Source organism: Streptomyces sp. NBC_00385, assembly GCF_035917155.1.
Lineage (GTDB): Bacteria > Actinomycetota > Actinomycetes > Streptomycetales > Streptomycetaceae > Streptomyces > Streptomyces poriferorum.
This window is the reverse complement of the sequence record NZ_CP107951.1, coordinates 1,821,506-1,844,794: the sequence shown is the minus strand read 5'-3', so window position 1 is coordinate 1,844,794 and position 23,289 is coordinate 1,821,506. Positions and strand designations below refer to the sequence as shown.

At 71.5% G+C, this 23,289-nt stretch carries 20 protein-coding genes; 14 read left to right on the top strand and 6 right to left on the bottom strand.

Translation table 11 applies throughout. From position 1 onward, the window contains the following. The first annotated feature begins 181 nt into the window (after positions 1-181). The 7 genes from OG959_RS08005 (at position 182) to OG959_RS07975 (ending at position 5,520) form a co-directional block, all read left to right on the top strand. Entirely contained in the window at positions 182-982 is an 801-nt protein-coding gene (locus tag OG959_RS08005) for a helix-turn-helix domain-containing protein (protein ID WP_326657506.1), read from the top strand. A 132-nt stretch (positions 983-1,114) separates the two neighbouring features. Beyond that, a complete protein-coding gene (rimO, locus tag OG959_RS08000; RefSeq protein ID WP_326657505.1) occupies positions 1,115-2,593 on the top strand; it encodes a 30S ribosomal protein S12 methylthiotransferase RimO in 1,479 nt (492 codons plus the stop codon). Beyond that, entirely contained in the window at positions 2,590-3,450 is an 861-nt protein-coding gene (gene pgsA, locus OG959_RS07995; protein ID WP_326657504.1) for a CDP-diacylglycerol--glycerol-3-phosphate 3-phosphatidyltransferase, read from the top strand. The genes rimO and pgsA overlap by 4 nt, the downstream gene beginning before the upstream one ends. Beyond that, the gene (locus tag OG959_RS07990) at positions 3,447-3,956 is read left to right on the top strand and encodes a CinA family protein (protein ID WP_326657502.1); all 510 of its coding nucleotides are present in this window, start codon (positions 3,447-3,449) and stop codon (positions 3,954-3,956) included. The genes pgsA and OG959_RS07990 overlap by 4 nt, the downstream gene beginning before the upstream one ends. A 109-nt stretch (positions 3,957-4,065) precedes the next feature. Continuing rightward, on the top strand, positions 4,066-4,449 hold the full coding sequence (locus tag OG959_RS07985; RefSeq protein WP_148021270.1) for a helix-turn-helix domain-containing protein: 384 nt from the start codon (positions 4,066-4,068) through the stop codon (positions 4,447-4,449). 299 nt (positions 4,450-4,748) lie between these two features. Next, positions 4,749-5,219 carry a Dps family protein gene (locus OG959_RS07980; protein ID WP_148021271.1) on the top strand — a complete coding sequence of 157 codons (471 nt, stop codon included), beginning with the start codon at positions 4,749-4,751 and terminating at the stop codon, positions 5,217-5,219. Positions 5,220-5,325: 106 nt separating this feature from the next. Next, positions 5,326-5,520 (top strand): CsbD family protein, encoded by a 195-nt coding sequence (locus OG959_RS07975; RefSeq protein ID WP_326657499.1) that lies wholly within the window; start codon positions 5,326-5,328, stop codon positions 5,518-5,520. Positions 5,521-6,326: 806 nt separating this feature from the next. On the opposite strand, the gene OG959_RS07970 is transcribed toward OG959_RS07975, so the two are convergent. The 3 genes from OG959_RS07970 to OG959_RS07960 form a co-directional block, all read right to left on the bottom strand. Then, complete coding sequence (locus tag OG959_RS07970) at positions 6,327-7,091, bottom strand: SDR family NAD(P)-dependent oxidoreductase (RefSeq protein ID WP_326657498.1); 765 nt, start codon at positions 7,089-7,091, stop codon at positions 6,327-6,329. 58 nt (positions 7,092-7,149) lie between these two features. Continuing rightward, a complete protein-coding gene (locus tag OG959_RS07965) occupies positions 7,150-7,977 on the bottom strand; it encodes a DNA-formamidopyrimidine glycosylase family protein (RefSeq protein ID WP_326657496.1) in 828 nt (275 codons plus the stop codon). A 156-nt stretch (positions 7,978-8,133) separates the two neighbouring features. Further along, on the bottom strand, positions 8,134-12,798 hold the full coding sequence (locus OG959_RS07960; RefSeq protein WP_326657495.1) for an Lhr family helicase: 4,665 nt from the start codon (positions 12,796-12,798) through the stop codon (positions 8,134-8,136). Between the two features lie 144 nt (positions 12,799-12,942). Between OG959_RS07960 and OG959_RS07955 the strand changes: the two genes are divergently transcribed. Genes OG959_RS07955 through OG959_RS07945 form a run of 3 tightly spaced genes read left to right on the top strand, consistent with a single transcriptional unit; the run spans position 12,943 to position 14,985 of the window. Continuing rightward, positions 12,943-13,806, top strand: a complete 864-nt coding sequence (locus OG959_RS07955) for an AraC family transcriptional regulator (RefSeq protein WP_326657494.1) — start codon at positions 12,943-12,945, stop codon at positions 13,804-13,806. A gap of 10 nt (positions 13,807-13,816) precedes the next feature. After that, complete coding sequence (locus OG959_RS07950; RefSeq protein WP_326657493.1) at positions 13,817-14,683, top strand: AzlC family ABC transporter permease; 867 nt, start codon at positions 13,817-13,819, stop codon at positions 14,681-14,683. Further along, positions 14,680-14,985: an AzlD domain-containing protein gene (locus tag OG959_RS07945; RefSeq protein WP_326657492.1), complete on the top strand. Its 306-nt coding sequence runs from the start codon at positions 14,680-14,682 to the stop codon at positions 14,983-14,985. The genes OG959_RS07950 and OG959_RS07945 overlap by 4 nt, the downstream gene beginning before the upstream one ends. A gap of 121 nt (positions 14,986-15,106) precedes the next feature. On the opposite strand, the gene OG959_RS07940 is transcribed toward OG959_RS07945, so the two are convergent. Continuing rightward, positions 15,107-16,468, bottom strand: a complete 1,362-nt coding sequence (locus OG959_RS07940; protein ID WP_326657491.1) for an MFS transporter — start codon at positions 16,466-16,468, stop codon at positions 15,107-15,109. Then, positions 16,465-17,865, bottom strand: a complete 1,401-nt coding sequence (locus OG959_RS07935; protein WP_326657490.1) for an alkyl sulfatase dimerization domain-containing protein — start codon at positions 17,863-17,865, stop codon at positions 16,465-16,467. Before OG959_RS07935 ends, OG959_RS07940 begins: the two co-directional genes overlap by 4 nt. A gap of 150 nt (positions 17,866-18,015) precedes the next feature. Between OG959_RS07935 and OG959_RS07930 the strand changes: the two genes are divergently transcribed. Next, positions 18,016-19,248, top strand: a complete 1,233-nt coding sequence (locus OG959_RS07930; RefSeq protein WP_326657489.1) for a PucR family transcriptional regulator — start codon at positions 18,016-18,018, stop codon at positions 19,246-19,248. 45 nt (positions 19,249-19,293) lie between these two features. Here the strand turns inward: OG959_RS07930 and OG959_RS07925 are convergent, their stop codons facing one another. Beyond that, positions 19,294-20,208 (bottom strand): hypothetical protein, encoded by a 915-nt coding sequence (locus OG959_RS07925; RefSeq protein ID WP_326657488.1) that lies wholly within the window; start codon positions 20,206-20,208, stop codon positions 19,294-19,296. Positions 20,209-20,287: 79 nt separating this feature from the next. Here OG959_RS07925 and OG959_RS07920 point away from each other — a divergent pair, with 79 nt between their 5' ends. From OG959_RS07920 to recA, 3 genes are all read left to right on the top strand, one after another. Continuing rightward, on the top strand, positions 20,288-20,482 hold the full coding sequence (locus tag OG959_RS07920) for a DUF3046 domain-containing protein (RefSeq protein ID WP_326657487.1): 195 nt from the start codon (positions 20,288-20,290) through the stop codon (positions 20,480-20,482). A gap of 184 nt (positions 20,483-20,666) precedes the next feature. Then, positions 20,667-21,854: an AI-2E family transporter gene (locus OG959_RS07915; RefSeq protein WP_326666272.1), complete on the top strand. Its 1,188-nt coding sequence runs from the start codon at positions 20,667-20,669 to the stop codon at positions 21,852-21,854. Between the two features lie 299 nt (positions 21,855-22,153). Then, the gene (recA, locus tag OG959_RS07910) at positions 22,154-23,287 is read left to right on the top strand and encodes a recombinase RecA (protein WP_326657486.1); all 1,134 of its coding nucleotides are present in this window, start codon (positions 22,154-22,156) and stop codon (positions 23,285-23,287) included. Positions 23,288-23,289: the final 2 nt, after the last annotated feature.

Below are 23,289 nucleotides of genomic sequence, written 5' to 3'. Positions count from 1 at the left end.
CCGGGCCGTACGTCAAGTTGAAGGGAGGGACAGCAGGATGTTTCTTCCCGGGGCGGTCCGGCGAATCCGACTCTGTTCGAATCTGATGGCGTACAAAGTCCTCCCTCCCGGTTGCCCCACCCTTTCGTACCCCCCCTAGACTGAACACCCAGCAGGTGGCTCACGCTCGAAAGGCGCCCCCGTGTCCATCGGCAACTCCCCCGAAGACGACCGTCCTTCGATCGGTCGAGTGCTTCAGCAGGCTCGCATCGCCGCAGGTCTCACGGTCGAAGAGGTCAGCACGTCCACCCGGGTGCGCATCCCCATCGTGCACGCGATCGAGGAGGACGACTTCTCCCGCTGCGGCGGCGACGTGTACGCCCGCGGCCATATCCGAACGCTCGCACGTGCCGTAGGCACCGAACCGGAACCGCTGGTTACGCAGTACGACGCCGAGCACGGCGGCCGTCCCGCGCCCACGCCCGCGGCCCCGCTGTTCGAGGCCGAGCGGATCCGTTCCGAACCCCGGCGGCCCAACTGGACCGCGGCCATGGTCGCTGCCATCGTGGCCGTCGTCGGATTCGTCGGCTTCACCTTCTTCAAGGGCGGTGACGAGCCCTCGACCGCCGGCCAGGTCGCCGAAGGCCCGACCTCCGACAAGATCACCCCCAAACCGGCGTCCAGCAAGCCCGTCGACCCCAAGCCGGCCCCCTCGGACAGTGCCATCGCGGCAGCGCCCCAGGACAAGGTGACGGTCAAGCTCAGCGCGAGCCAGGGCAAGAGCTGGATCTCCGCCAAGGACCACAACGGCCGGTCCCTCTTCGACGGAACCCTCCAGCAGGGCGAGACGAAGACCTTCCAGGACAAGGAGCGGGTCGACCTCGTCCTCGGTGACGCCGGTTCGATCGAACTCTTCGTCAACGGCAAGAAGGTCGAGGACCAGTTCCAGCCCGGACAGGTCGAGCGGCTTTCGTACACCAAGGGCGACCCCGAGGTCGGCTGACCTCCGATCCGGCAGTTCACAGGGCGGCGAGCGCCCGGCCATCGCGCCGGGCGCTCGCCGCTTTTGTCACTCCCTGTAACGGTCGAACCCTGCACGGCGGGGCCAGTGCCGGGACAAAGTAGTCTTGAGCCCATGCCCGAACGCCGTACCGTCGCCCTTGTCACTCTTGGCTGCGCCCGTAACGAGGTGGACTCGGAGGAGCTCGCAGGCCGCTTGGCAGCGGACGGCTGGGAGCTCGTCGAGGATGCCTCCGATGCCGATGTCGCCGTGGTCAACACCTGTGGATTCGTCGAGGCCGCCAAGAAGGACTCCGTCGATGCCCTGCTCGAAGCCAATGATCTGAAGGACCACGGCCGGACCCAGGCCGTCGTCGCCGTCGGCTGCATGGCCGAGCGCTACGGCAAGGACCTCGCCGAGGCCCTGCCGGAAGCGGACGGAGTCCTCGGATTCGACGACTACGCAGACATCTCCGACCGCCTCCAGACCATCCTCAACGGCGGCATCCACGCCTCCCACACCCCGCGCGACCGCCGCAAGCTGCTGCCGATCAGTCCGGCCGACCGCCAGGACGCGGCCGTGGCCCTGCCCGGCCACGCCCAGGAGGCTGCCCCTGCCCCCGCCGATCTCCCGGACGGCGTCGCACCTGTCTCCGGTCCGCGGGCACCCCTGCGCCGCCGGCTGGGCACCAGCCCCGTCGCCTCCGTGAAGCTGGCCTCGGGCTGCGACCGCCGCTGCTCCTTCTGCGCCATCCCGTCCTTCCGCGGCTCCTTCATCTCGCGGCGTCCCTCGGACGTCCTGGGCGAGACGCGCTGGCTGGCGGAGCAGGGTGTGAAGGAGGTCATGCTGGTCTCCGAGAACAACACCTCGTACGGCAAGGACCTGGGCGACATCCGCCTCCTGGAGACACTGCTTCCGGAGCTCGCGGACGTCGAGGGGATCGAGCGCATCCGGGTCAGCTATCTGCAGCCCGCCGAGATGCGGCCCGGTCTGATCGACGTACTGACGTCCACGCCGAAGGTCGCGCCCTACTTCGACCTGTCCTTCCAGCACTCGGCCCCCGGCGTGCTGCGCGCGATGCGGCGCTTCGGTGACACCGACAGCTTCCTGGAGCTCCTGCACACCATCCGGAGCAAGGCACCACAGGCCGGCGCCCGCTCCAACTTCATCGTGGGCTTCCCCGGCGAGACCGAGGCGGACCTGGCGGAGCTGGAACGGTTCCTCACCGGCGCCCGCCTCGACGCCATCGGCGTCTTCGGCTACTCCGACGAGGACGGCACGGAGGCGGTCGGCTACGAGAACAAGCTGGACGCCGACACGATCGCCGAGCGTCTGGCGCACATCTCGCAGCTGGCCGAGGAGCTGACCTCGCAGCGGGCCGAGGAGCGCCTCGGAGAGTCGCTCCAGGTGCTGGTCGAGTCCGTCGAGCCCACGGAGGACGAGTCGCGTGCCGTGGGCAGAGCCGCCCACCAGGCGCCGGAAACGGACGGGCAGGTGCTCTTCACCGCACGCGAAGGACTTGTCCCGGGCCGTATGGTCGAGGCAAAGGTAGTGGGCACCGAAGGCGTGGACCTGGTGGCGGAGAGCTGTGAACTTGCGGAGGTAGCCAGATGACCGGAGTCCCGGCATCCGCGGCAGGTGGTTCCGGCGCGACGCCGGCCCGCGGCGGAAAACTGGGTGCTGCGGCCGTCAATCAGGCCAGCCTGTGGAACATCGCCAATCTCCTCACCATGGCTCGGCTGGTCCTGGTCCCCGGGTTCGTCGCGCTGCTGCTTCACGACGGCGGATACGACCCGGCCTGGCGTTCCATCGCCTGGGCCGCGTTCGCCGTCGCGATGATCACCGATGTGTTCGACGGGCATCTGGCGCGTAAGTACAACCTGGTCACCGACTTCGGGAAGATCGCCGACCCGATCGCGGACAAGGCGATCATGGGCGCCGCCCTGATCTGCCTGTCCTATCTCGGGGACCTGCCCTGGTGGGTCACGGGGGTGATCCTCTTCCGGGAACTCGGCATCACGCTGATGCGGTTCTGGGTGATCCGGCACGGTGTGATTCCCGCCAGCCGCGGCGGCAAGATGAAGACGCTGGCCCAGGGGACCGCCGTCGGGATGTACGTCCTGGCGCTGACCGGTCCGCTGGCCACGCTGCGCTTCTGGGTGATGGCGGTGGCCGTCGTGCTGACGGTCGTCACCGGCCTGGACTACGTGCGCCAGGCCGTCGTGCTGCGCCGCCAGGGGCTCAGGGCGGACAAGGCCGCTGCTGTCCAGGAGGCCGCCGAGCACGCCGAGGCGGCTCTGGAGAGTGCCAAGGACGAGGGGCGGGCCACTGGCAAGGCATCCCGGAGCGTCTCTCACGGCACGTCTCACGGTGCCTCCCGTGGTGCCGAGACCGCCGGGGCCGCCTCCGAGGGGACCGGCGACGCGGAGCGGGTCTCCGGAAGCCGCGGTGCAGCGGAGGCCGAGCGGTGACAGTCGCGGCCCAGGTGCTGCGGCTGCTCGCCGGGCGGGGGGAGACACTTGCCGTCGCCGAGTCGCTGACCGGCGGCCTGGTCGCGGCGGAGCTGACGTCCGTACCCGGTGCCTCACAGGCCTTCCGCGGGTCCGTGACGGCTTATGCGACCCCCCTCAAGAGTGAAGTCCTGGGCGTGGACACGGAGCTTCTGGTGGCACGAGGGGCAGTGGACGCCGAGGTCGCGCGCCAGATGGCGGCAGGCGTACGCCGGGCGCTCGGTGCAGACTGGGGAGCGGCGACGACCGGCGTCGCCGGCCCCGATACGCAGGATGGCCATCCGGTCGGAACGGTCTTCGTCGCAGTATGCGGGCCCTCCGACGCCGGGAAAGTGACCGCGCTGCGGTTGAACGGCGGACGGGCGGACATCCGTAGAGAGAGCGTACGGAGCGTGCTCGAACTGCTCTCCGGCGAACTCGGCGGGTACGCGAGCGCACAGGATACGGAACACAACGGGGGGAATTGATGTTTGCAGCCCTGAGTGAACACGACATCGCTCCCCGCACGGCCGCAGCGCTAGGCGGTACGGTGGGGCGTGAAGGATGCGGCTACGCGGTCCGAGGAGGGAGCCACCGATGATTCTGCTCCGTCGCCTGCTTGGTGACGTGCTGCGTCGGCAGCGCCAGCGCCAAGGCCGTACTCTGCGCGAAGTCTCCTCGTCCGCCCGAGTTTCGCTCGGCTATCTCTCCGAGGTGGAGCGGGGGCAGAAGGAGGCATCCTCCGAACTGCTCTCCGCCATTTGCGACGCGCTTGATGTACGGATGTCCGAGCTCATGCGTGAAGTGAGCGATGAGCTGTCCCTGGCCGAACTGGCCGAGTCGGCAGCGGCCAGCGATCCGGTACCTGTACCGGTGCGCCCCATGCTCAATTCCGTCTCCGTTTCGTCGGTGACGGGTGTGCCGACGGGGCGGGTGACCATCAAGGCGCCTGCGGAAGCGGTGGATGTCGTCGCCGCTTGACCCGCTTGGCTCGGTGTGAAGCCGGAGCCCCGGTCCTCCCCTCAGGGGGCGGGCCGGGGCTTCTGTGCGTCCGCGGGCCACGGACGGGCGTGTGACCGGGACGGCCCAGTGACCTCCCGGCGGTCCGGGCCGGTCCGGACGACTGCCCGGTGCCGGGGTGTCGGCGTGCTTCTTGCGGGCAGGCGCATCAATGAGAGCGGGGAATGAACGCTTCGAATATTTCCCCGGATGACCGTTTTGCTTCGTTTGTGCCATCGTGGTTGGTGCTGAACGGAACGGATATCAGATCGGAGACGTGCATGTCTGTGGTGAAGAGCCCGCTGTCCGAGACCGACCTCAAGTCCGTGGGTGAGGCTCTCCAGGGAGCCCTGGTGGACCTCGTCGACCTTTCTCTGGTGGCCAAGCAGGTCCACTGGAACGTGGTCGGGCCTCGCTTCAGGTCGGTTCACCTCCAGCTCGACGAGGTCGTCGACACCGCCCGTCAGCACTCCGACACGGTGGCCGAGCGGGCCTCCGCGGTGGGTGTCAATCCGGACGGGCGGTCGGGGACGATCGCCCGGACCACGGCCATCGATTCCGTGCCCGAGGGCTGGGTCAAGGACGTCGACGCCGTGCGCACGCTGGTGGACGCCCTGGGCATCGTGATCGGCCGGATGCGCGAGCGGATCGAGGTGACGGGTGATCCCGACCCGGTCAGCCAGGACATTCTCATCGCGCTGACCGCGGACCTCGAGAAGCACGCATGGATGTTCCAGGCGGAGAGTGCCTGACCGGGCTCTCCGACCCGCTCGGCCGGTTCTCCGCCGGTCGGGCCCCATCTCAGCCGGTCTGCCCGGAATCGGGCGGAGGCCGGACCGCAAGACGCGAGGAGTTGCGATGACTGACGAGAGCGCCAAGGACAAGATGGCTGGCAAGGCCAAGGAAGCCATGGGCAAGATGACAGGCAACAAGCGCATGGAGTCCGAGGGCAAGGCGGACCAGGCCAAGGGCAAGGCCAAGGGTGCCATGAACGAGGCTCAGGAACGCGCTGAGGGCGTCAAGGACTCCCTGTCCCGCGACGACAAGAGCTGAGCGGAGGCGGTCGGAGCCCCCACCGGAAGCGGTGGGGGCTCCCCGCTGGAGGAAGCCCCCGCGACGAGGCCTGCGGCTCGCCGGTTGCCTGTCGGCTGGGCGGGTGGTGGGCGCGGGTACCAGGCGGTCGGCGGCCAGACGGGCGGGCGAGGGCAGGTGACCGGCGGGATGTGGCCGGTGGGGCCAAGAGGCGTGCGGGTGCGTGGTGCGCGCCTGTACTGCGCCGGTGCGCTCTCCCGTCGGGTGACCGGGCAGAGCTAAGGTTTTCCGTTCGGATCAGGACGGGACCCCGCGAGCCCGGCATGTTGTGAACGACAGGCCCCGGGTCCGGCCGAAGGAGGCAGCCATGGTGCGGCGATGGGTGCCGGCGCTCGTGCTCGGCGGTGTGTGGTGGTGGGCCGTCCTGCGGCTGGTGCTGGAGCCGGCGCACGCGGGGCCGGTCGAGGGAGCGGTGGCGGCGGGCGGATGGGGGCTCAGCCTCCTGCCCGTACAAGTGACCGAGACCATCCGGCCGATGGGGATATTCGACGCGGGGACCGGTCTGCTGCGGCGGTGTGCCGAAGGTGCGCGTGAGATCGTCCGGAACTGGCAGTCACTGATATCCGGCTCGTCGATACCCGGCTCATCGATACCCGGCTCACTGTCCGGCCCTTCGTGGCGCGAGAGCGGCCGGTTCCGGCGCCCTTCCGCCCTGTCCTGGCGGAAGGGTGCCTGGTCTCGACGGGCTTGCGCCCTGTCCGGACGGACGAAGAGACCGTGGCGGAGCGAGGGCCACCGGTCCTGGTCCGTCGGCAGGGCGTGGCGCGCTACCAGGGCATGGCGACGCCGCCGTTCGGGCGGAGGATCTGGCCGGTCATGAAGGCCGAAGCGTCAGCGGCCAGATGCAGCACCGTGTGGGCGACTTCGTCGGGCTCGCCGACCCTGCCGAGCGGGGAAACGCGGGCCATCGCGGCCTCGGCCCGGTGCTGTTGCTCCGCGTCGTGGCGGGCGGTCATGGGGGTGCGGATCCATCCCGGGGCGACCGCGTTGACCCGGATGCCGTGCGGTCCCAGCTCGGTGGCCAGGGTCTTGGTCAGCTGGACCACGGCGGCCTTCGCGGCGCTGTAGCAGAGCAGGCCAGGGCTCGCGGAGTCGACCGCGCCCGAGGCCATCGTGATGAGGGAGCCGGGGGAACTGCGCGCCACCATCGTGCGGGCCACCTCCTGGCAGGCGTACAGAACACCCTTGAAGTTGACCGAGAGCACGCGGTCGAGGTCCTCGTCCGTGGTCTCCAGCACGCTGCTCGTATGCATGATTCCGGCGACGGCGGCCAGGATGTCCAGTTCGCCGGCGGCCGAGACCGCGGCCCGGACCTGGTTGCGGTCGGTGACATCCAGCGGATGGGTGTGGGCTTCGCCACCTGCGGAGGTGATCAGGCCGAGGGTCTCCAGGAGACCCTTCTCGTCGAGATCGGCGCAGTGCACGGTGGCGCCCGCCTCCGCCAGCAGGACGGCCGAGGCGCGGCCGATACCGCCGGCGGCGCCGGTGACGAACGCGGAGCGGCCGGTGAGGTCGTACGCGGCGAGAGGCATGACGGGACCGTACGGCGATATCTGACGGGTCGTCAACTGGCGTGCGGTGGCGAAAGGTCTAAGGAGTGGGGCCCGGCTGGCAGCGGGGGCACCAGTAGGTGGGGCGGGTGTCCTGCTCCGCCACGCGGATCGCTGTCCCGCAGCGCAGGCAGGGGCGGTGGGTCCGGCCGTAGACCCACAGGTTCTGGCCGGTGCGAGGGCTGCGCGGCGCCGGAGCGGCGGCGGTCCGGGGACGGGCGCCGACGGTGGTGGTGCGGACCGGACGGTCGCGGTTGGCTTCCAGGAGTTGCTTGGCCGTGGTGACCAGGAGGGCTGCGGTGGGTTCGGGCAGCCGGCCGACGGGGAGCCAGGGGGTGGCCCGGGCCAGGAAGCAGAGCTCGCATTTGTAGATGTTGCCGATGCCGGCCAGGTTGCGCTGGTCCAGAAGGGCTTCGCCCAGGGGGCGGGCGGGGTCGGCGAGCAGATTGTGCAGCGCGGTGTCGGCGTTCCAGTCCGGGCCCAGCAGGTCCGGGCCGAGGTGACCAACGGCCTGCTCCTCGTCCTTCGTGCGCAGGAGTTCGAGGACGGGGAGGCGGTAGCCCACCGCGGTGTGCGTGGCGTTGGCCAGGATGGCGCGGATCTGGTGGGAGGGGCCGCCCCGCCAGCGTTCGTCGGGGGCGTAGACGCGCCAGGCGCCGTCCATCCGCAGATGGCTGTGGAGGGTGAGGCCGCCCTCGACGCGGGTGAGCAGGTGCTTGCCGCGTGCGGAGACACCGAGAACGGTCCGGCCGGTGAGATCGGCGGTGGCGAACCGTGGGACGCGCAGATCGGACCGGGTGAGGACCTGGCCGGCCAGCGCGCTGTGCAGCCGCTTCGCGGTCTGCAGGACGGTGTCTCCTTCGGGCATACGTCCATCATGCGCGGGGGCGGCGGGGTTTGCGGGTGTGAGCGGGTGAGCGCACGGTTTGCGGGTGCGGGTGCGGGTGCGGGTGCGGGTGCGGGTGCGGGTGCGGGGCCCGGCCCGGCGCCCGGTGTGGCTGTGGTGGTGGGGGTGGGCTCGGGCTCAGGCGCGAAGGCGCAGGCCTCTGGGGGTGGCGAGGAAGCCGGCCGACTCCAGGGTGCGGCCGAGCGGTGAGGTCAGCGACGAGGCGCCGTTGGTGCGCTCCACCGTGACGGTGCCGAGGGCTCCGGCCCGGGCTGCGGCTGCGAGGGCCGCCGCGGCTGCCCGGAGCGCGGGGTCGTCCGGGTCGGTCGGCCAGGCAAGGAGTGTCTTACCGCCGCGCTCCATATAGAGCGTCAGCTCACCGTCCACCAGGACGACGAGGGAGCCGGCCTTCCGACCGGGCTTGTGGCCGGCCCCGGCCGGTGGCTCGGGCCATGGCAGGGCCGCCCCGTAGGCGTTGGCGGGGTCTGCCGCGGCGAGGACCAGCGCGCGGGGGTTCGCGCCCGGTTCCGTACGGTCGCGGGCGGTGGAGGCCGCGCGGAGCCGGTCGACCGCGCCGTCCATGGCGAACTGCGCGGCCCCCAGCCCCTCCACGACATAGCCGCGGCGCGCCTGCCCGTTGTCCTCGAAGGCGGACAGCACGCGGTACGCGGCGGAGAAGCCGCCCTCGACACCCTCGGCCTGGACCGCGCCGCGCGTCACCACGCCGTGCCGGTCCAGGAGGGTGCGGGCCAGGGCGTGGGCCCGGTGCGTGGGTTCGGGTTCGGTGGAGGGAAGCAGGGACCAGCGGCCCGAGACCGTGGGCGGACCGGTGCGCGAGACGGGGCGGGCCGAGGCGGTCAGGGAACCGTAACGGCCGCGCGGAACGTTGCGTTTGGCGCGATGCGCGGTCGATCCGGCCGTGCGACCCGAGCCCAGGAGCGCACGCAGCGGGGCGAGGGTGTCGTTGGTGAGTCGGCCCGACCAGGCGAGATCCCAGAGGGCGTCCGCGAGTTGGGGATCGTTGGAGTCCGGATGCGTGGTGGCGCGGACCTGATCGGCGATCTGTCGGAAGAAGAGCCCGTACCCCCCGCTGAGCGCGGCCAGCACGGATTCGTGCAGCGCGCTGAGTTCGAGCGGGTGCGGGGCAGGCAGGAGCAGGGGCGCGCTGTCGGCCGGGTAGAGGGCCAGCCAGCCGTCCTTGCCGGGCAGGGCCCCCGCACCGGCCCACACGACCTCGCCGGTGGTGGTGAGTTCGTCCAGGAGCGCCGGCGAGTAGCCGCTGACCCGGCTCGGCAGGATGAGCTTCTCCAACGCGGAGGCGGGGACAGGGGCGCCCTGCAACTGCTCCACGGCGCGCGCCAGTCCGTCGATGCCGCGCAGGCTGTTGTCGCCGAGATGCTGCCACTGGGGGAGGAACCCCGCCAGCGCGGCGGGAGGCACCGGCTCCAGCTCGTGGCGGAGCGCGGCGAGCGAGCGGCGCCGCAGCCGCCGCAGCACCGTGGCGTCGCACCACTCCTGGCCGATACCGGCGGGGTGGAACTCGCCCTGGACGATCCGGCCCGAGGCCGCGAGCCGTTGCAGCGCGCCGTCGGTGACGGCCGTGCCGAGGCCGAAGCGGGCCGCCGCCGCGGTGGAGGTGAACGGCCCGTGCGTACGGGCGTAGCGGGCGAGGAGGTCACCGAGCGGGTCCTTCACCGGTTCGGTGAACGCCTCGGGGACGCCGACCGGGAGTGCCGTGCCCAGGGCGTCGCGCAGCCGGCCCGCATCCTCGATGGCCGCCCAGTGATCGCCGCCGCCGATCCGGACCTGGATGGCGCGCCGTGCCGATGCCAGCTGCCGCGCCCATGGGGGCTCGGCCCCGCGCTCGGCCAGTTCCGAATCGGTGAGCGGACCGAGGACCCGCAGCAGGTCGGCGACCCCTTCGACGTCCTTGATCCGGCGGTCCTCGGCCAGCCACTGGAGCTCCCGCTCCAGTTCGGTCAGGACCTCGGCGTCGAGGAGCTCGCGCAGCTCCGCGCGGCCCAGCAGTTCGGCCAGGAGGTGGGAGTCGAGCGAGAGCGCGGCGGCCCGCCGCTCGGCGAGCGGGGAGTCGCCCTCGTACAGGAACTGCGCGACATACCCGAACAGGAGCGAGCGGGCGAACGGGGAAGGCTCCTGCGTGGTCACCTCGACCAGACGGATCCGGCGGGCTTCCAGGTCGCTCATCACCTCGGTGAGCCCGGGTACGTCGAACACGTCCTGGAGGCACTCGCGGACCGCTTCGAGAACGATGGGGAACGAGCCGAACTCGGAGGCGACCTGAAGGAGCTGAGCGGCCCGCTGACGCTGTTGCCACAGCGGTGTGCGCTTGCCGGGACTGCGCCGCGGCAGCAGCAGTGCGCGAGCCGCGCACTCGCGGAACCGCGAGGCGAACAGGGCGGAACCGCCGACCTGGTCCGTGACGATCTGCTCGATCTCGCCCTTGTCGAAGGCCACATCGGCGGCGCCGACCGGGGGCTGGTCGCTGTCGAGGGCGGTGTTGGCGGGAGGGAGCGGTGCCGCGGCGGGCGCCTGGGACGAATCCTGGACCGGGTCGAAGTCGAGGAGGTCCAAGCCCATCATGTCCGCGTCCGGGAGCCTCAGCACGATGCCGTCGTCGGCATGCATGACCTGGGCGTCCATGCCGTACCGCTCGGCGAGGCGGGCGCTGAGGGCGAGCGCCCACGGGGCGTGCACCTGGGCGCCGAACGGGGAGTGCACGACGACGCGCCAGTCGCCCAGCTCGTCCCGGAAACGCTCGACGAGGATGGTCCGGTCGTCCGGCACATGGCCGCAGGCCCGGCGCTGCTCGTCGATGTAGGACAGCACGTTGTCCACGGCCCACGTGTCCAGACCCGCGGCCAGCAGCCGCTGCCGGGCATCGTCCGGGGACAGTCCGCCGAGCTCGCGGAGAAAGGCGCCCAGCGCACGCCCCAGCTCCAGCGGACGGCCCAGCTGGTCGCCCTTCCAGAACGGCAGTCGTCCCGGAACACCGGGTGCGGGCGAGACCAGGACCCGGTCGCGCGTGATGTCCTCGATCCGCCACGACGTGGTGCCCAGGGTGAAGACGTCGCCGACCCGGGACTCGTACACCATCTCCTCGTCCAGCTCCCCGACCCGGCCGCCGCCCTTCTTGGGGTCGGAGCCGGCGAGGAAGACCCCGAACAGGCCGCGGTCGGGGATGGTGCCGCCGGAGGTGACGGCAAGCCGCTGGGCGCCTGGCCGGCCGGTGACCGTACCGGCGACCCGGTCCCAGACGACTCGGGGACGCAGCTCGGCGAAGGCATCGGACGGATAGCGGCCGGCGAGCATGTCGAGTACGGCGGTGAACGCCGACTCGGGGAGCGAGGCGAAGGGCGCGGCCCGGCGGGTCACCGTCAGCAGGTCGTCCACCTGCCAGCTGTCCAGGGCGACCATCGCGACCAGCTGCTGGGCCAGCACGTCCAGCGGATTGGAAGGGACCCGCAGCGCCTCGATGGATCCTTCACGCATGCGTTCGGTGACCACGGCCGCCTGCACCAGGTCGCCCCGGTACTTCGGGAAGACGACCCCGGTGGAGACCGCACCGACCTGATGCCCGGCACGGCCGACCCGCTGGAGTCCGGACGCGACCGACGGCGGCGACTCGACCTGGATGACCAGGTCGACCGCCCCCATGTCGATCCCCAGCTCCAGGCTGGAGGTGGCGACCACCGCGGGCAGCCGGCCCGCCTTGAGGTCCTCCTCCACCTGCGCGCGCTGCTCCTTGGAGACCGATCCGTGATGGGCCCGGGCGAGGAGCGGGGGCGCGCCCTTCGCCGCGCCGGACTCCGCCATGATCTCGGCGGGGGAGTGGGCCTCGGGCATCGTCTCGCCCGTGGCCCGTTCGTACGCGATCTCGTTGAGCCGGTTGCAGAGCCGCTCGGCGAGACGGCGGGAGTTGGCGAAGACGATCGTGGAGCGGTGGGCCTGGACGAGATCGGCGATCCGCTCCTCCACATGGGGCCAGATCGACGGCTTGTCCGTCTGGCCGGAGTCCGGGTCGGTGGCGGGGGAGCCGCCGAGCTCACCCAGATCCTCGACCGGCACGACCACCGACAGATCGAACTGCTTGGTGGACGGCGGCTGGACGATCTCCACCTTCCGCAACGGTGAGAGGAAACGCGCGACCTCGTCGACCGGGCGAACGGTGGCCGACAGACCGATGCGCCTGGCCGGGCGGGGCAGCAGCTCGTCGAGCCGCTCGAGCGACACGGCGAGATGGGCGCCCCGCTTGGTGCCCGCGACCGCGTGCACCTCGTCGAGGATCACCGTCTCGATTCCGGCCAGTGCCTCCCGCGCCGAGGACGTCAGCATCAGGAAGAGGGACTCGGGTGTGGTGATCAGGATGTCCGGCGGCCTCGTCGCCATCGAACGGCGCTCGGCGGGCGGGGTGTCGCCGGAGCGGATGCCCACGCGCACCTCGGGCTCGGGCAGCCCCAGGCGCGCCGATTCCTGGCGGATGCCGGTCAGCGGCGAGCGGAGATTGCGCTCCACGTCGACGGCGAGCGCCTTGAGCGGTGATACGTACAACACACGGCAGCGCTTCTTCGGCTCGGCGGGCGGCGGGACCGCGGTCAGCTGGTCCAGGGCGGCGAGGAAGGCGGCCAGGGTCTTTCCCGACCCGGTCGGCGCGACGACCAGGACGTCCGACCCCTCGCCGATCGCCCGCCAGGCGCCTTCCTGCGCGGCTGTCGGCGCGCTGAAGGCCCCCGTGAACCAGCTGCGGGTCGCGGGGGAGAACGCATCGAGTGCGGAGCCGGTCATGTCCCCCATCGTGCACCCCGCCACTGACAACGGCCCCGGAAACGGCCCCGCCAGGTCGCGGCCCCGCCCGCGGACGAGGCCGCGACGGCCGGGCCTGCCATCGCGCCGAGGCAGCAGCAGCCCGCGAGCTGCGAGAATTCGAGCATGGCAGGAGCGACGGGACCGGCGGAATGGGCGAGGCACTGGCAGTACGCCGAGCTGCCCGACCTCGACCTGCTGCGCGCCCGCTACATCCGCCACACCTTCCCGCGCCACAGCCACGAGGGCTACGTGTTCGGCGCCGTCACCCAGGGTGTCGAGGACGTCGAGCTGCCCGACGGCACCGTCCACGCGGGCCCCGGCTCCGTCGTCATGATCAATCCAGAGGTGCCGCACACCGCGAGGGCCGGTGTTCCCGAGGGCTGGGTGTACGCCACGCTCTACCCGTCCGCCCAGGCGGTCAACGCCATCGCGGCCGACACGACGAACCTGCGCGGCACCGTCGGCTTCACGGAGACCAGCGTGGCCGATCCCTACGCGGCGCGGCTCATCGGCGAGGTCCACCGGGCAGCGGAGGAGGGCAGCGCGCTGGCGGCGGACAGCGTGTTGCGGGTCCTGGTCACGCGTCTGCTCACCCGGCACGGCAGCGTCCTGCCCGCCCCGGAGCCCCGGGCGGCCGGCGCGCGGGACGCGGCGCGGGCCCGTGCCGTACTGGAGAGCAGGATGTCGCAGCCGCCCACCCTGGAGGCACTGGCCACCGAACTGGGCACGAGCCCGTTCGCCCTGCTCCGGGCCTTCAAGAAGCAGTACGGGATGCCGCCGCACACCTGGCTCACCGACGCGCGCGTCCGGCGTGCGCGACGGATGCTCGACGCTGGCACCGCTCCCGCCGCGGCTGCCGCCGCGGTCGGCTTCACCGACCAGCCGCATCTCAACCGTCATTTCACCCGGATCGTGGGGGTGCCACCCGGCGCCTACCAGCGGGAACGTGCAAGAACGTACAAGACCGGCCCCGGAGTGCCCGGGTAGCGTCCCGGGCGTGGCAGAACAGACAGCACCCCCTCAGACCGTCACCGGCCCGCCCGGCGGCAGTGCGATCACCGCCGAGGCCAAACCGGACGCGGCCGTCGTACGTGACGCACTCGGCGTCGGCATAGCCGTCGGCCTCTCCGGCTTCGCGTTCGGCGTCACCTCGGCCGGGGCCGGACTGAGCCTGCTGCAGACCTGCGTGCTGAGCCTCCTCGTCTTCACCGGCGCCTCCCAGTTCGCCCTGGTGGGCGCCCTTGCCGCCGGCGGCAACCCGTACACCGCAGCCGCCGGTGCCTTCTTCCTCGGCGTACGCAATTCCTTCTACGGCCTGCGGCTGTCGCAACTGCTCGCGCTGCCGCGTGCCCTGCGTCCCCTCGCGGCCCAGTGGGTCATCGACGAGACGACTGCCGTGACGCTGCCCCAGCCCACCCGGCGGGCCGCCCGGATCGGTTTCACCGTCACCGGACTCACGCTCTACGTGCTGTGGAACCTCACCACGCTGGTCGGCGCGCTCGGCGCGAAGGCGCTCGGCGACACCGCCGCCTGGGGGCTGGACGCGGCGAGCCCTGCCGTTTTCCTCGCCCTGCTCGCGCCGATGCTGAAGAGCACGACGGAGCGGGTCACCGCCGCACTCGCCGTCGTGCTGGCGCTCGGCCTGCTGCCCGTTCTGCCCGGAGGGGTGCCCGTACTGCTGGCCGCTCTCGCGGCGCCGGCCGTCCTCTTCCTGAGGGGGCGCGGCAGGGACGGGCTGACGGGGCGTGGCAAGGACGGAACCCCGGATGAACCGGCCGGGGTGGCCGGGCAGGGGCAGGAAACGGAGATGGCGTCCGCGAGGACCGGGTCGTCGCGCACCATCACGCAGGAGGACGGCCGATGAACGTCTGGATCGCCATCGCACTGACCGCCGTCGGCTGTTACCTCGCCAAGCTCCTGGGCCTTCTGGTGCCGGCAGACGCCCTGGAGCGCCCCGTCGTGCAGCGTCTGGCCGCGCTGCTTCCGGTGGCCCTGCTGGCTGCCCTGACCGCGCAGCAGGCCTTCGGCACCGGCCAGCACCTGGTGCTCGACGCCAGGGGAGCCGGGCTCGCCGCCGCTGCCCTCGCCCTCGTGCTGCGGGCGCCCTTCCTCGTTGTCGTGGGGGTGGCCGTGGCCGTCACCGCCGGAGTACGCGCACTCGGCTGACCGCGCCTGCGGCGGCGCGGGACGGGTAAGGGGCTCGGTCCATGGACCGAGCCCCTTACCCGTGGCCCTCTGCGGCCCCTTCCCTGTGGACTGTGGCCTGTGGCCTGTGGACGTATGCCTCTCAGTGCGCGGGCAACAGGCCTACCGCCGGCGCCTCGGGAACCTCCAGCCGCAGCGCGTCCTTCTCCGGCCGCAGGAAGCAGACGGCGAGCACACCGGCGACCGCGACCAGACCCGCCATCAGCAGGTACGCGGAGTGGTAACCCGCGGGCACCGATGCGGCCGCATCCACCATCCGGCCCGTGACCAGCGGGGACAGGACGCCTGCCAGGGCATAGACGAACGCCAGGGCACCCAGGGCCACCCCGCGCTGTCCGGCCGGGGTGATCCGCGCGACGGCCGTCTGCGACACCGTGAGGATCACGTTCGTCAGTGCCATCGGGCCGACCATCAGCGCGATCTTCACGCCGACCACGTCCACCTCCGCGAACGCGGCGATCGACACGGCGGCCACACACATCACCAGCCCTCCGCCGAGCCCCGCCGGCAGCCGGGGCACCGTTTCCTTCGACGAGGCACGCCGGGCGAGCAGACCATGGGCCAGCAGCACCACCGCGTTGCCCACCGCGGTCGCCGTGACCACGGCACCCGATTGCTTCAGGCTCAGGCCGGACACCTCGTGCAGATAGTCCGGCGCCCAGGTCAGCCCCGCCGAGAGCAGCCAGTAGGCGGCAAACGCCCCGAAGGCGGCCGTCAGCCAGGTGCCGGAGAGCAGCAGCCGCCGGTAGGGAACGGACGGAGCGATTGCGTCGGCGCCCGAAGTACCGGCATCCGAGGACCGCCGGACGAGCGGCGGGGCAAGAGGCCCCTCCTCGCCCCGGGCGTACCAGCACATCGCCCAGACCAGACCGACGAGTCCCACCGAACCGAAGGCCCAGCGCCACCCCCAGACGTCGATCACCACAGTGAGGAGCGGGGCGGACACGGCCACGCCGCCCGCCGCGCCGACCATCAGCACCGCGGTCGGCAGCGTCCGCTCCCGCTGCCCGAACCAGCCGTGCAGATGGTGCACCGCAACCGGCGCCGCCGGACCCTCCGCCGCCCCGAGCAGCACCCGGGTCGCCAGCAGCGTTCCGAAGCCCGCGGCGCCCAGCAGCATCGGCAGCTGCGCCGCCGACCACAGCAGCGCCATGCCGAGCAGCAGCACGGTCGTCCGGACGCGGCGGGTCAGGAAGGACACCCCGAGCGCGGCCAGGCTGAACAGGGCGAAGAACGCCGCCTGCGCCGTACCGAACTCACCACGGGTCAGTCCCAGCTCCGCGCGGATCGGATCGGCTGCCAGCCCCATCACGGTCTTGTCGGCGAAGTTCACCAGCATGAAGGTGAGCAGCAGCCAGGTGGTGCCCCAGGCGCTCCGCCGCAGGCGCCGCGCCCCCTCCGTTCCCGCGGCCGGCGCGGTCGCTTCCCCTGCTCCGGCGCTCATCCGGCCTCCCCGGGCACCCCGCCGCAGCCGCACGCGTCGTCGTCCGCGACGCCGACGCTGATCATCCCGGCCGCGCGCCTGCGGCCCTCGGGCGAGCGCGTCAGTTCCGTCTCCAGGTCGGTGCCCTCGGCCACCGCCGCCGACTCGGCGGCCGCCCAGCTGAACACGCCTCGGGCCATCGTCGACGTCTCGGCCGCCGCCCTCTGCGTGTAGACCCGGGCCCGTATCCGCGCCACGTCCCCCTCGGCCGGGGCCGCCAGCGCGGCGGTCTCCGCCAGATGCGAGGCCAGCCGCAGCTCGCCCTTCTCCAGCAGTTCGGCCGCGCGCGCCGCCAGCGCGGACGCCCCGCCCGCCGCAGCGGCGAACTCGGCCGCGACCGCCGCGTCCGGAGCCGGCTTGAGGTGCGCCGGGTTCTGGTCGTACCAGCCGCCCCACAGCCGCCACAGATTCCGTACGACGAACTCCGGCTCGTCGTAGGCCGGATGCAGATAGGGCTTCGCCAGCAGCTCCTGCGGCACCCGTACCCCGTGCACCACCGCGTCGAGGCGGTGGCCCGCGTTCATCAGGGCCCTGGTCTGCTCGCACAGCGTCTCCAGAAGACGCGCGGTGTCGTCGAGCGCCTGGTGGACCCGGTCCCTGCCCACGATCGGCACGCCGTGCCCCGGGAGCAGCAGTTCGGCACCCAGCTCCTGCATGGCGCGCAGCGCCCGCGCCCAGTCCTCCGGATACCGCTGCACCTTCTGGGGGTTGCCCGCGTTCGGGGTGTTCCAGATGAACAGGTCGCCGGTGCACAGCGTCCTGAGCTCGGGGACCCACACATAGGTGCTGTCGTCGGTCTCGCCCTTGGCATGCACCAGCTCGAAGGTCAGATCACCGCGCCGCACGGTCATCCGCTCCCGGTAGGTGGTGTCGGGGTAGCGGTAGGTGGACGGCCAGTTCAGCGTCGGCACACCGAACTGCCTGCGATTGATCCAGGTGTTGTACCCCGCGGTGCTGATGTAGCGGTCGAAACGGGCGGCGACGGCTTCGTGCGCGATGACCTCGGGCCGCTCCCGGCCCTCGCTGTCCGCCTGCGCGTCGAAGGGCGCCACCCCGAAGACGTGGTCGACATGACCGTGCGTGTAGACGACCGTGTTGACGGGCTGCGCGCTGAACGCCTGGACCGCCGTGTGCAGCGGCGTGGCCGTACGGATGTCGCCGGAGTCCACCAGGACCAGGCCGTCGCCGGTGTCGAAGACCGCCACATTGGCGAAGGCGGGCAGGAAGCCGACCCGCTCGCGCACGGTCACCAGCTCCGTACCGGAGTACGCCCCCGACAGATGGGCCAGCAGGGTGTCCTCGCCCCGCCATACCCGGTCGGCATAGCTGAGATAGTCCGTCGGCTTGTGCTCGGTCATAGCTGAGGCTCCTTCGGTCCTGTGCGGCGGATCGCCGGAACCCCGAGTCTCGGGCTCCTCGCTGAGCTCCGACACCAGCCCTCATCACACCGCCGTGCGCTGAGTACTGTGATGCGTCACAAGCACCACCGGAATGTCGGGAGAACCGCCGTGCCCCTGTCCGACGAGGCGAGAGCCCTCGCTCTGCGCTGCGAGCCCCGGGTCAACGGGCTGGCCCGGCACATGGCCAGGGAGTCCTTCGAGCAGCTTCCGGGGTACGCGGAGCTCCCCGGCGACGTGAAGGACCTGGAGATCGCGGCCACCGCCCGGCACGGAGTGCGTCTCTTCCTGCGACGGGTCAGTGATCCGCATCCCGGCTCCGGCGGGCTGCGGCTGTTTCGCGAGCGGGCCGCGCAGCGCGCCGAGGAGGGTATGCCCCTGCACCTCCTGCTGCGTACCCACGCCCTCGGCGTGTACGTCCTGTGGCAGGCGCTCCGCGAGGCGGCGGAGCCCGGCGAGGAAGGGGCCCTCATCGAACTCGTCGACCTGCTGCTCCAGTCGCACCACTCGCTCCTCGGCGCTGTGGCCGAGACCTATATGGACGAGCGGTCCGCGCTGGAGGCCGAGCAGCGGGAGCGCCGCCGCTCCCTGGTGCGCGGCTTCCTGGAAGGGACGCTGGAACCGGGCCCGGCGCTGCTGGAGGAGCTCGGGCTGGACGGGCCGGTGCTGGTGCTCGCCGTCGCCCTGGAACCGGCGGACGGGCCGGACGAGCCGCGCGACGGGCGGCCGGACGCCTCCGGCCCGGTGACGGTGCGGCGCCGTATGCGGCGGATCCAGACGGTCCTCGACCAGACCTTCGGTACGGAACTGCTCTTCCTGTTCGACGCGGGGGCCGGCCGGGCCGTCGTCCCGCGGGACTGCGAGCCGCCGGACGATCTCGCCCGGCGGCTGTCCCGCGCCTGCGGGGTCGGCGTGCGGATCGCCGCGGCGCGGGCGGCGTCGCCCGCCGCGGTGCCCGAGGCATCCCGCACGGCGGCGGAGATCCTGCGGATCGCGCGGGTGTGCGGCCTGCCGCCGGGAGTGCACGGCCTCGACGACGTACTCCTCGAATTCCATCTGTCGCGTCCCGGCCCCAGCGGCCGGCGCATCGCCGCCCTGCTGGGCCCGGTCGCCGCCCGCCCCGAACTCCTGCGGACCCTGCGGACGTACCTGGCGCAGCAGCAGGACCGGCGCCTCACCGCCGTACTCCTCGGGCTGCACCCCAACACCGTCGACAACCGGCTCGCCCGGCTCGCGGAGCTGACCGGGCTCGACCTGGGCTCCCCGCGCGGTACCGCGCTGGCCATCGCGGCTCTGCTCCTGCGCGACACCGGGCAGGCGGAGGACGGCCACGGCAGCGTGTGAGAGCCCCGGGCGGCGGGCCGCCGCCCGGGCCCCGGTGCCGGGTGGTCAGTCCAGACCGCGCCCGTACGCCCGGAGCGTCTGCAGGGCTCTGAGCGTGACCAGGGGGCGCCCCTCCAGAGCGGTTCCCGGGGCCCACTGTCGCCAGGTCACGGGCCAGCCGCCGTCCGCCTGCTGCCCGGCCGCCAGGTGGTCCAGCGCGCGATCCATCTCCGCGTCGGTGAACCAGCGCCGGGCGAGCGACTCGGGCGCGCGGGCGTAGTCGTACGGAAAGTGCTGCTCACCCGGCGCGTAGCCGGGCGCCACGGGGTACTCCGCGCGCCGCTCCGGGTCCAGCGCGACAAGCCGCTGGTCGCGCACCAGACGTCCGAGCCGGTCGGCCGCGGCCTCGGCCCGCGGCCGGTCCGGCGCGCCGTCGAGGAAGGCGACCGCGGCCTCGATCTCGTAGGGATGCGACACCTCCAGGGCATCGACGGCCGCCCAGCAGAAGTCCGTTGCCCGGAACAGCCAGGCGTGCCACACCGAATTGCGGTGGAGCAGCCCGACGACGGGCCCGGTGACCAGCAGTTCGGCCGGTGGGTCGTCGACGACCGGGATGAACGGCGCGGCCGGGTAGCCGCGTTGCGAGGGGAGCAGAGCAGGTAAGGCGCCCTCCTTGGTGGACACGGCGGTCAGGAATCGGCAGATCCGCTCCACTCGGAGCCCGCCGCAGCGATCGATGGAGTCGAGGACGCTCAGCGCGTGCGCCGTGTGGAGCGGCTGACTCACAGGGCCTCGCAGATCGGGTTCGAGCGCGTGACCGTATCCGCCGTCCTCGTTGAGGAAGGCGGCGAGAGCTGTTTCCACGGCGTCCGCACTTCCTTTCAGGAAGTGATGGGCGAACCGCCGCTGTTCCAGGACGCGGGCCGTGAGCCAGATGAACTGCTCGGCACGGTTGAGGGGACTTGTTTCGGTTCCAGCCATGCACCGACCGTAGGACGGCAAGCGCTCTCGGCAAGGCCGGGCGGCCAGGCTGCACTCTCAGGAGCGGGATACTGGTGGCATGCGGTTGACGATTTTCTGGGAACGGATGGCGGACCACTTCGGCGCGGGGTACGCCGATTCCTTCGCGCGCGACCATGTGATGGCCGAGCTCGGCGGGCGCACCGTGTGGCAGGCACTGGACGCGGGGTGGGAGGCCAAGGACGTCTGGCGTGGGGTGTGCACAGCCGTGGACGTCCCCGCGGACAAGCGCTGAACCGCGATTCGCGGCGGTACGGCGGCCGGGACGGAGCCGGGGTGCGCGACCGCGTGTCCGTGCAGTAGGCGAGACTTGCTCCGTGGCACCGACAGACGAGACCGCTCAGACCCAGCCGCCCCTCGACCCGCCCGTCCCGCCGGCCGCGCCACCGCCCCCGCAGTCCGGCGCCGGGCGCGCCCGCATGCCCGGCTGGCTGCCGCGTGCCATGGTGCTGGCACTGGCGCTCTACGCCTGCTTCCGGCTCGGCAGCTGGGCCTTCGACCAGCTCATCGGTCTGTTGATCAATGTGCTGATCGCCTTCTTCCTGGCGCTCGCGATCGAACCCGCGGTGAGCCGGATGTCGGCCCGCGGCGTACGACGGGGCTTCGCCACCTTCCTGGTCTTCCTCGGCGTGCTGATCGCCGGTGCCGGCTTCGTCGTGCTGCTCAGCTCGATGCTCGCGGGCCAGATCGTCGACATGGTGGAGGACTTCCCGAAGTACCTCGACTCGGTGATCAACTGGGTCAACCAGACCTTCCGCACCGAGCTCTCCCGTGTCGAGGTGCAGGACAGCCTGCTGCACTCCGACTGGTTGCAGAAGTACGTCCAGAACAGTGCGAGCGGTGTCCTCGACGTGTCCACCACGGTCCTCGGCGGGCTGTTCCGGCTGCTGACGATCTTCCTGTTCTCGTTCTACTTCGCGGCCGACGGACCCCGGCTGCGCCGCGCGCTGTGCTCCGTCCTCCCCCCGTCCCGCCAGGCCGAGGTGCTGCGGGCCTGGGAGATCGCGGTCGACAAGACGGGCGGGTACCTCTACTCGCGCGGGTTGATGGCGCTCATCTCCGGAGTCGCGCACTACATCCTGCTGCTGGCCCTGGGAGTGCCGTACGCACCGGTGCTCGCGGTGTGGGTGGGGCTCGTCTCTCAGTTCATCCCCACGATCGGTACGTATCTGGCGGGCGCCCTGCCGATGCTGATCGCGTTCACCGTCGACCCCTGGTACGCGCTGTGGGTCCTCGGATTCGTCGTGGTGTACCAGCAGTTCGAGAACTACGTGCTGCAGCCCAAGCTGACCTCGAAGACCGTGGACATCCATCCGGCGGTCGCCTTCGGCTCGGTCATCGCCGGCACGGCCCTGATGGGCGCGGTCGGTGCGCTGATCGCCATCCCGGCCGTCGCCACGCTGCAGGCTTTCCTGGGGGCCTACGTGAAGCGGTACGACGTCACGGACGACCCCCGGGTGCACGGACGTCATCAGTGGCGGCGCGGTGAACCGGTGGCCGTGCGGCTGCGCCGGATCTGGCACGCCCCCGAGGCCGACGGCGGCCAGGACGGCCAAGGTGGCCGGGGGGAGGGCGACGAGCCTCAGGATCCGCAGCCGCGCTCCTGAGGCACGACGTTTCTTCGGCCCGCGTTTCCCTGTATATCCCAGTTCGTGCGTGACGCCGCATAGATGATCCTCACCCCTTAATGCCCGACTTCGGGGCGCTATCCTGGGGGCGAGCCGGTGCGGCGTGGTGCGCTTGACACCAAAATCGAACATCCATTCTCATGGGGTTCCGGCCGGGTTTTCCCGGGCTCGACCGTGGAGTTGTCCACAGGCCGGGAGGACGTCGAGGCCCATTGTCAGTGGCAGGGGTTAGCGTCTTTGACGTGAAGCGATCGACTCAAGCAAATCGGGTGGAACCCATGGCAGGAACCGACCGCGAGAAGGCGCTGGACGCCGCACTCGCACAGATTGAACGGCAATTCGGCAAGGGCGCGGTGATGCGCCTCGGTGAGCGGCCGAACGAGCCCATCGAGGTGATTCCCACCGGGTCCACCGCGCTGGACGTGGCGCTCGGCGTCGGCGGTCTGCCGCGCGGCCGCGTGGTGGAGGTGTACGGGCCGGAGTCCTCCGGTAAGACGACGCTGACGCTGCACGCCGTGGCGAACGCGCAGAAGCTCGGCGGCCAGGTGGCCTTCATCGACGCGGAGCACGCGCTCGACCCGGAGTACGCCAAGAAGCTCGGCGTCGACATCGACAACCTCATCCTGTCCCAGCCGGACAACGGTGAGCAGGCCCTCGAGATCGTGGACATGCTGGTCCGCTCGGGTGCGCTCGACCTGATCGTCATCGACTCCGTCGCGGCGCTCGTGCCGCGCGCGGAGATCGAGGGCGAGATGGGTGACTCGCACGTGGGTCTGCAGGCCCGTCTGATGAGCCAGGCGCTGCGGAAGATCACCAGCGCGCTCAACCAGTCCAAGACCACAGCGATCTTCATCAACCAGCTCCGCGAGAAGATCGGTGTGATGTTCGGCTCGCCGGAGACCACGACCGGTGGCCGGGCGCTGAAGTTCTACGCCTCGGTGCGTCTGGACATCCGGCGTATCGAGACGCTCAAGGACGGTACCGACGCGGTCGGTAACCGCACCCGCGTCAAGGTCGTCAAGAACAAGGTCGCGCCGCCGTTCAAGCAGGCCGAGTTCGACATCCTCTACGGCCAGGGCATCAGCCGTGAGGGCGGCCTGATCGACATGGGCGTGGAACACGGCTTCGTCCGCAAGGCCGGCGCCTGGTACACGTACGAGGGTGACCAGCTCGGCCAGGGCAAGGAGAACGCCCGCAACTTCCTCAAGGACAACCCCGACCTCGCCGACGAGATCGAGAAGAAGATCCTCGAGAAGCTGGGCGTCGGAGTCCGGCCCGAGACCGAGCCCGCCGCCGAACCCGGCGCGGACGCGGCAGGCGCTGCGGCGGCTCCGGCCGACGGTGCGGCGAAGTCGGTGCCCGCGCCGGCCGGCAAGACCAAGCCGGCCAAGACAGCGGCGGCCAAGAGCTAGAC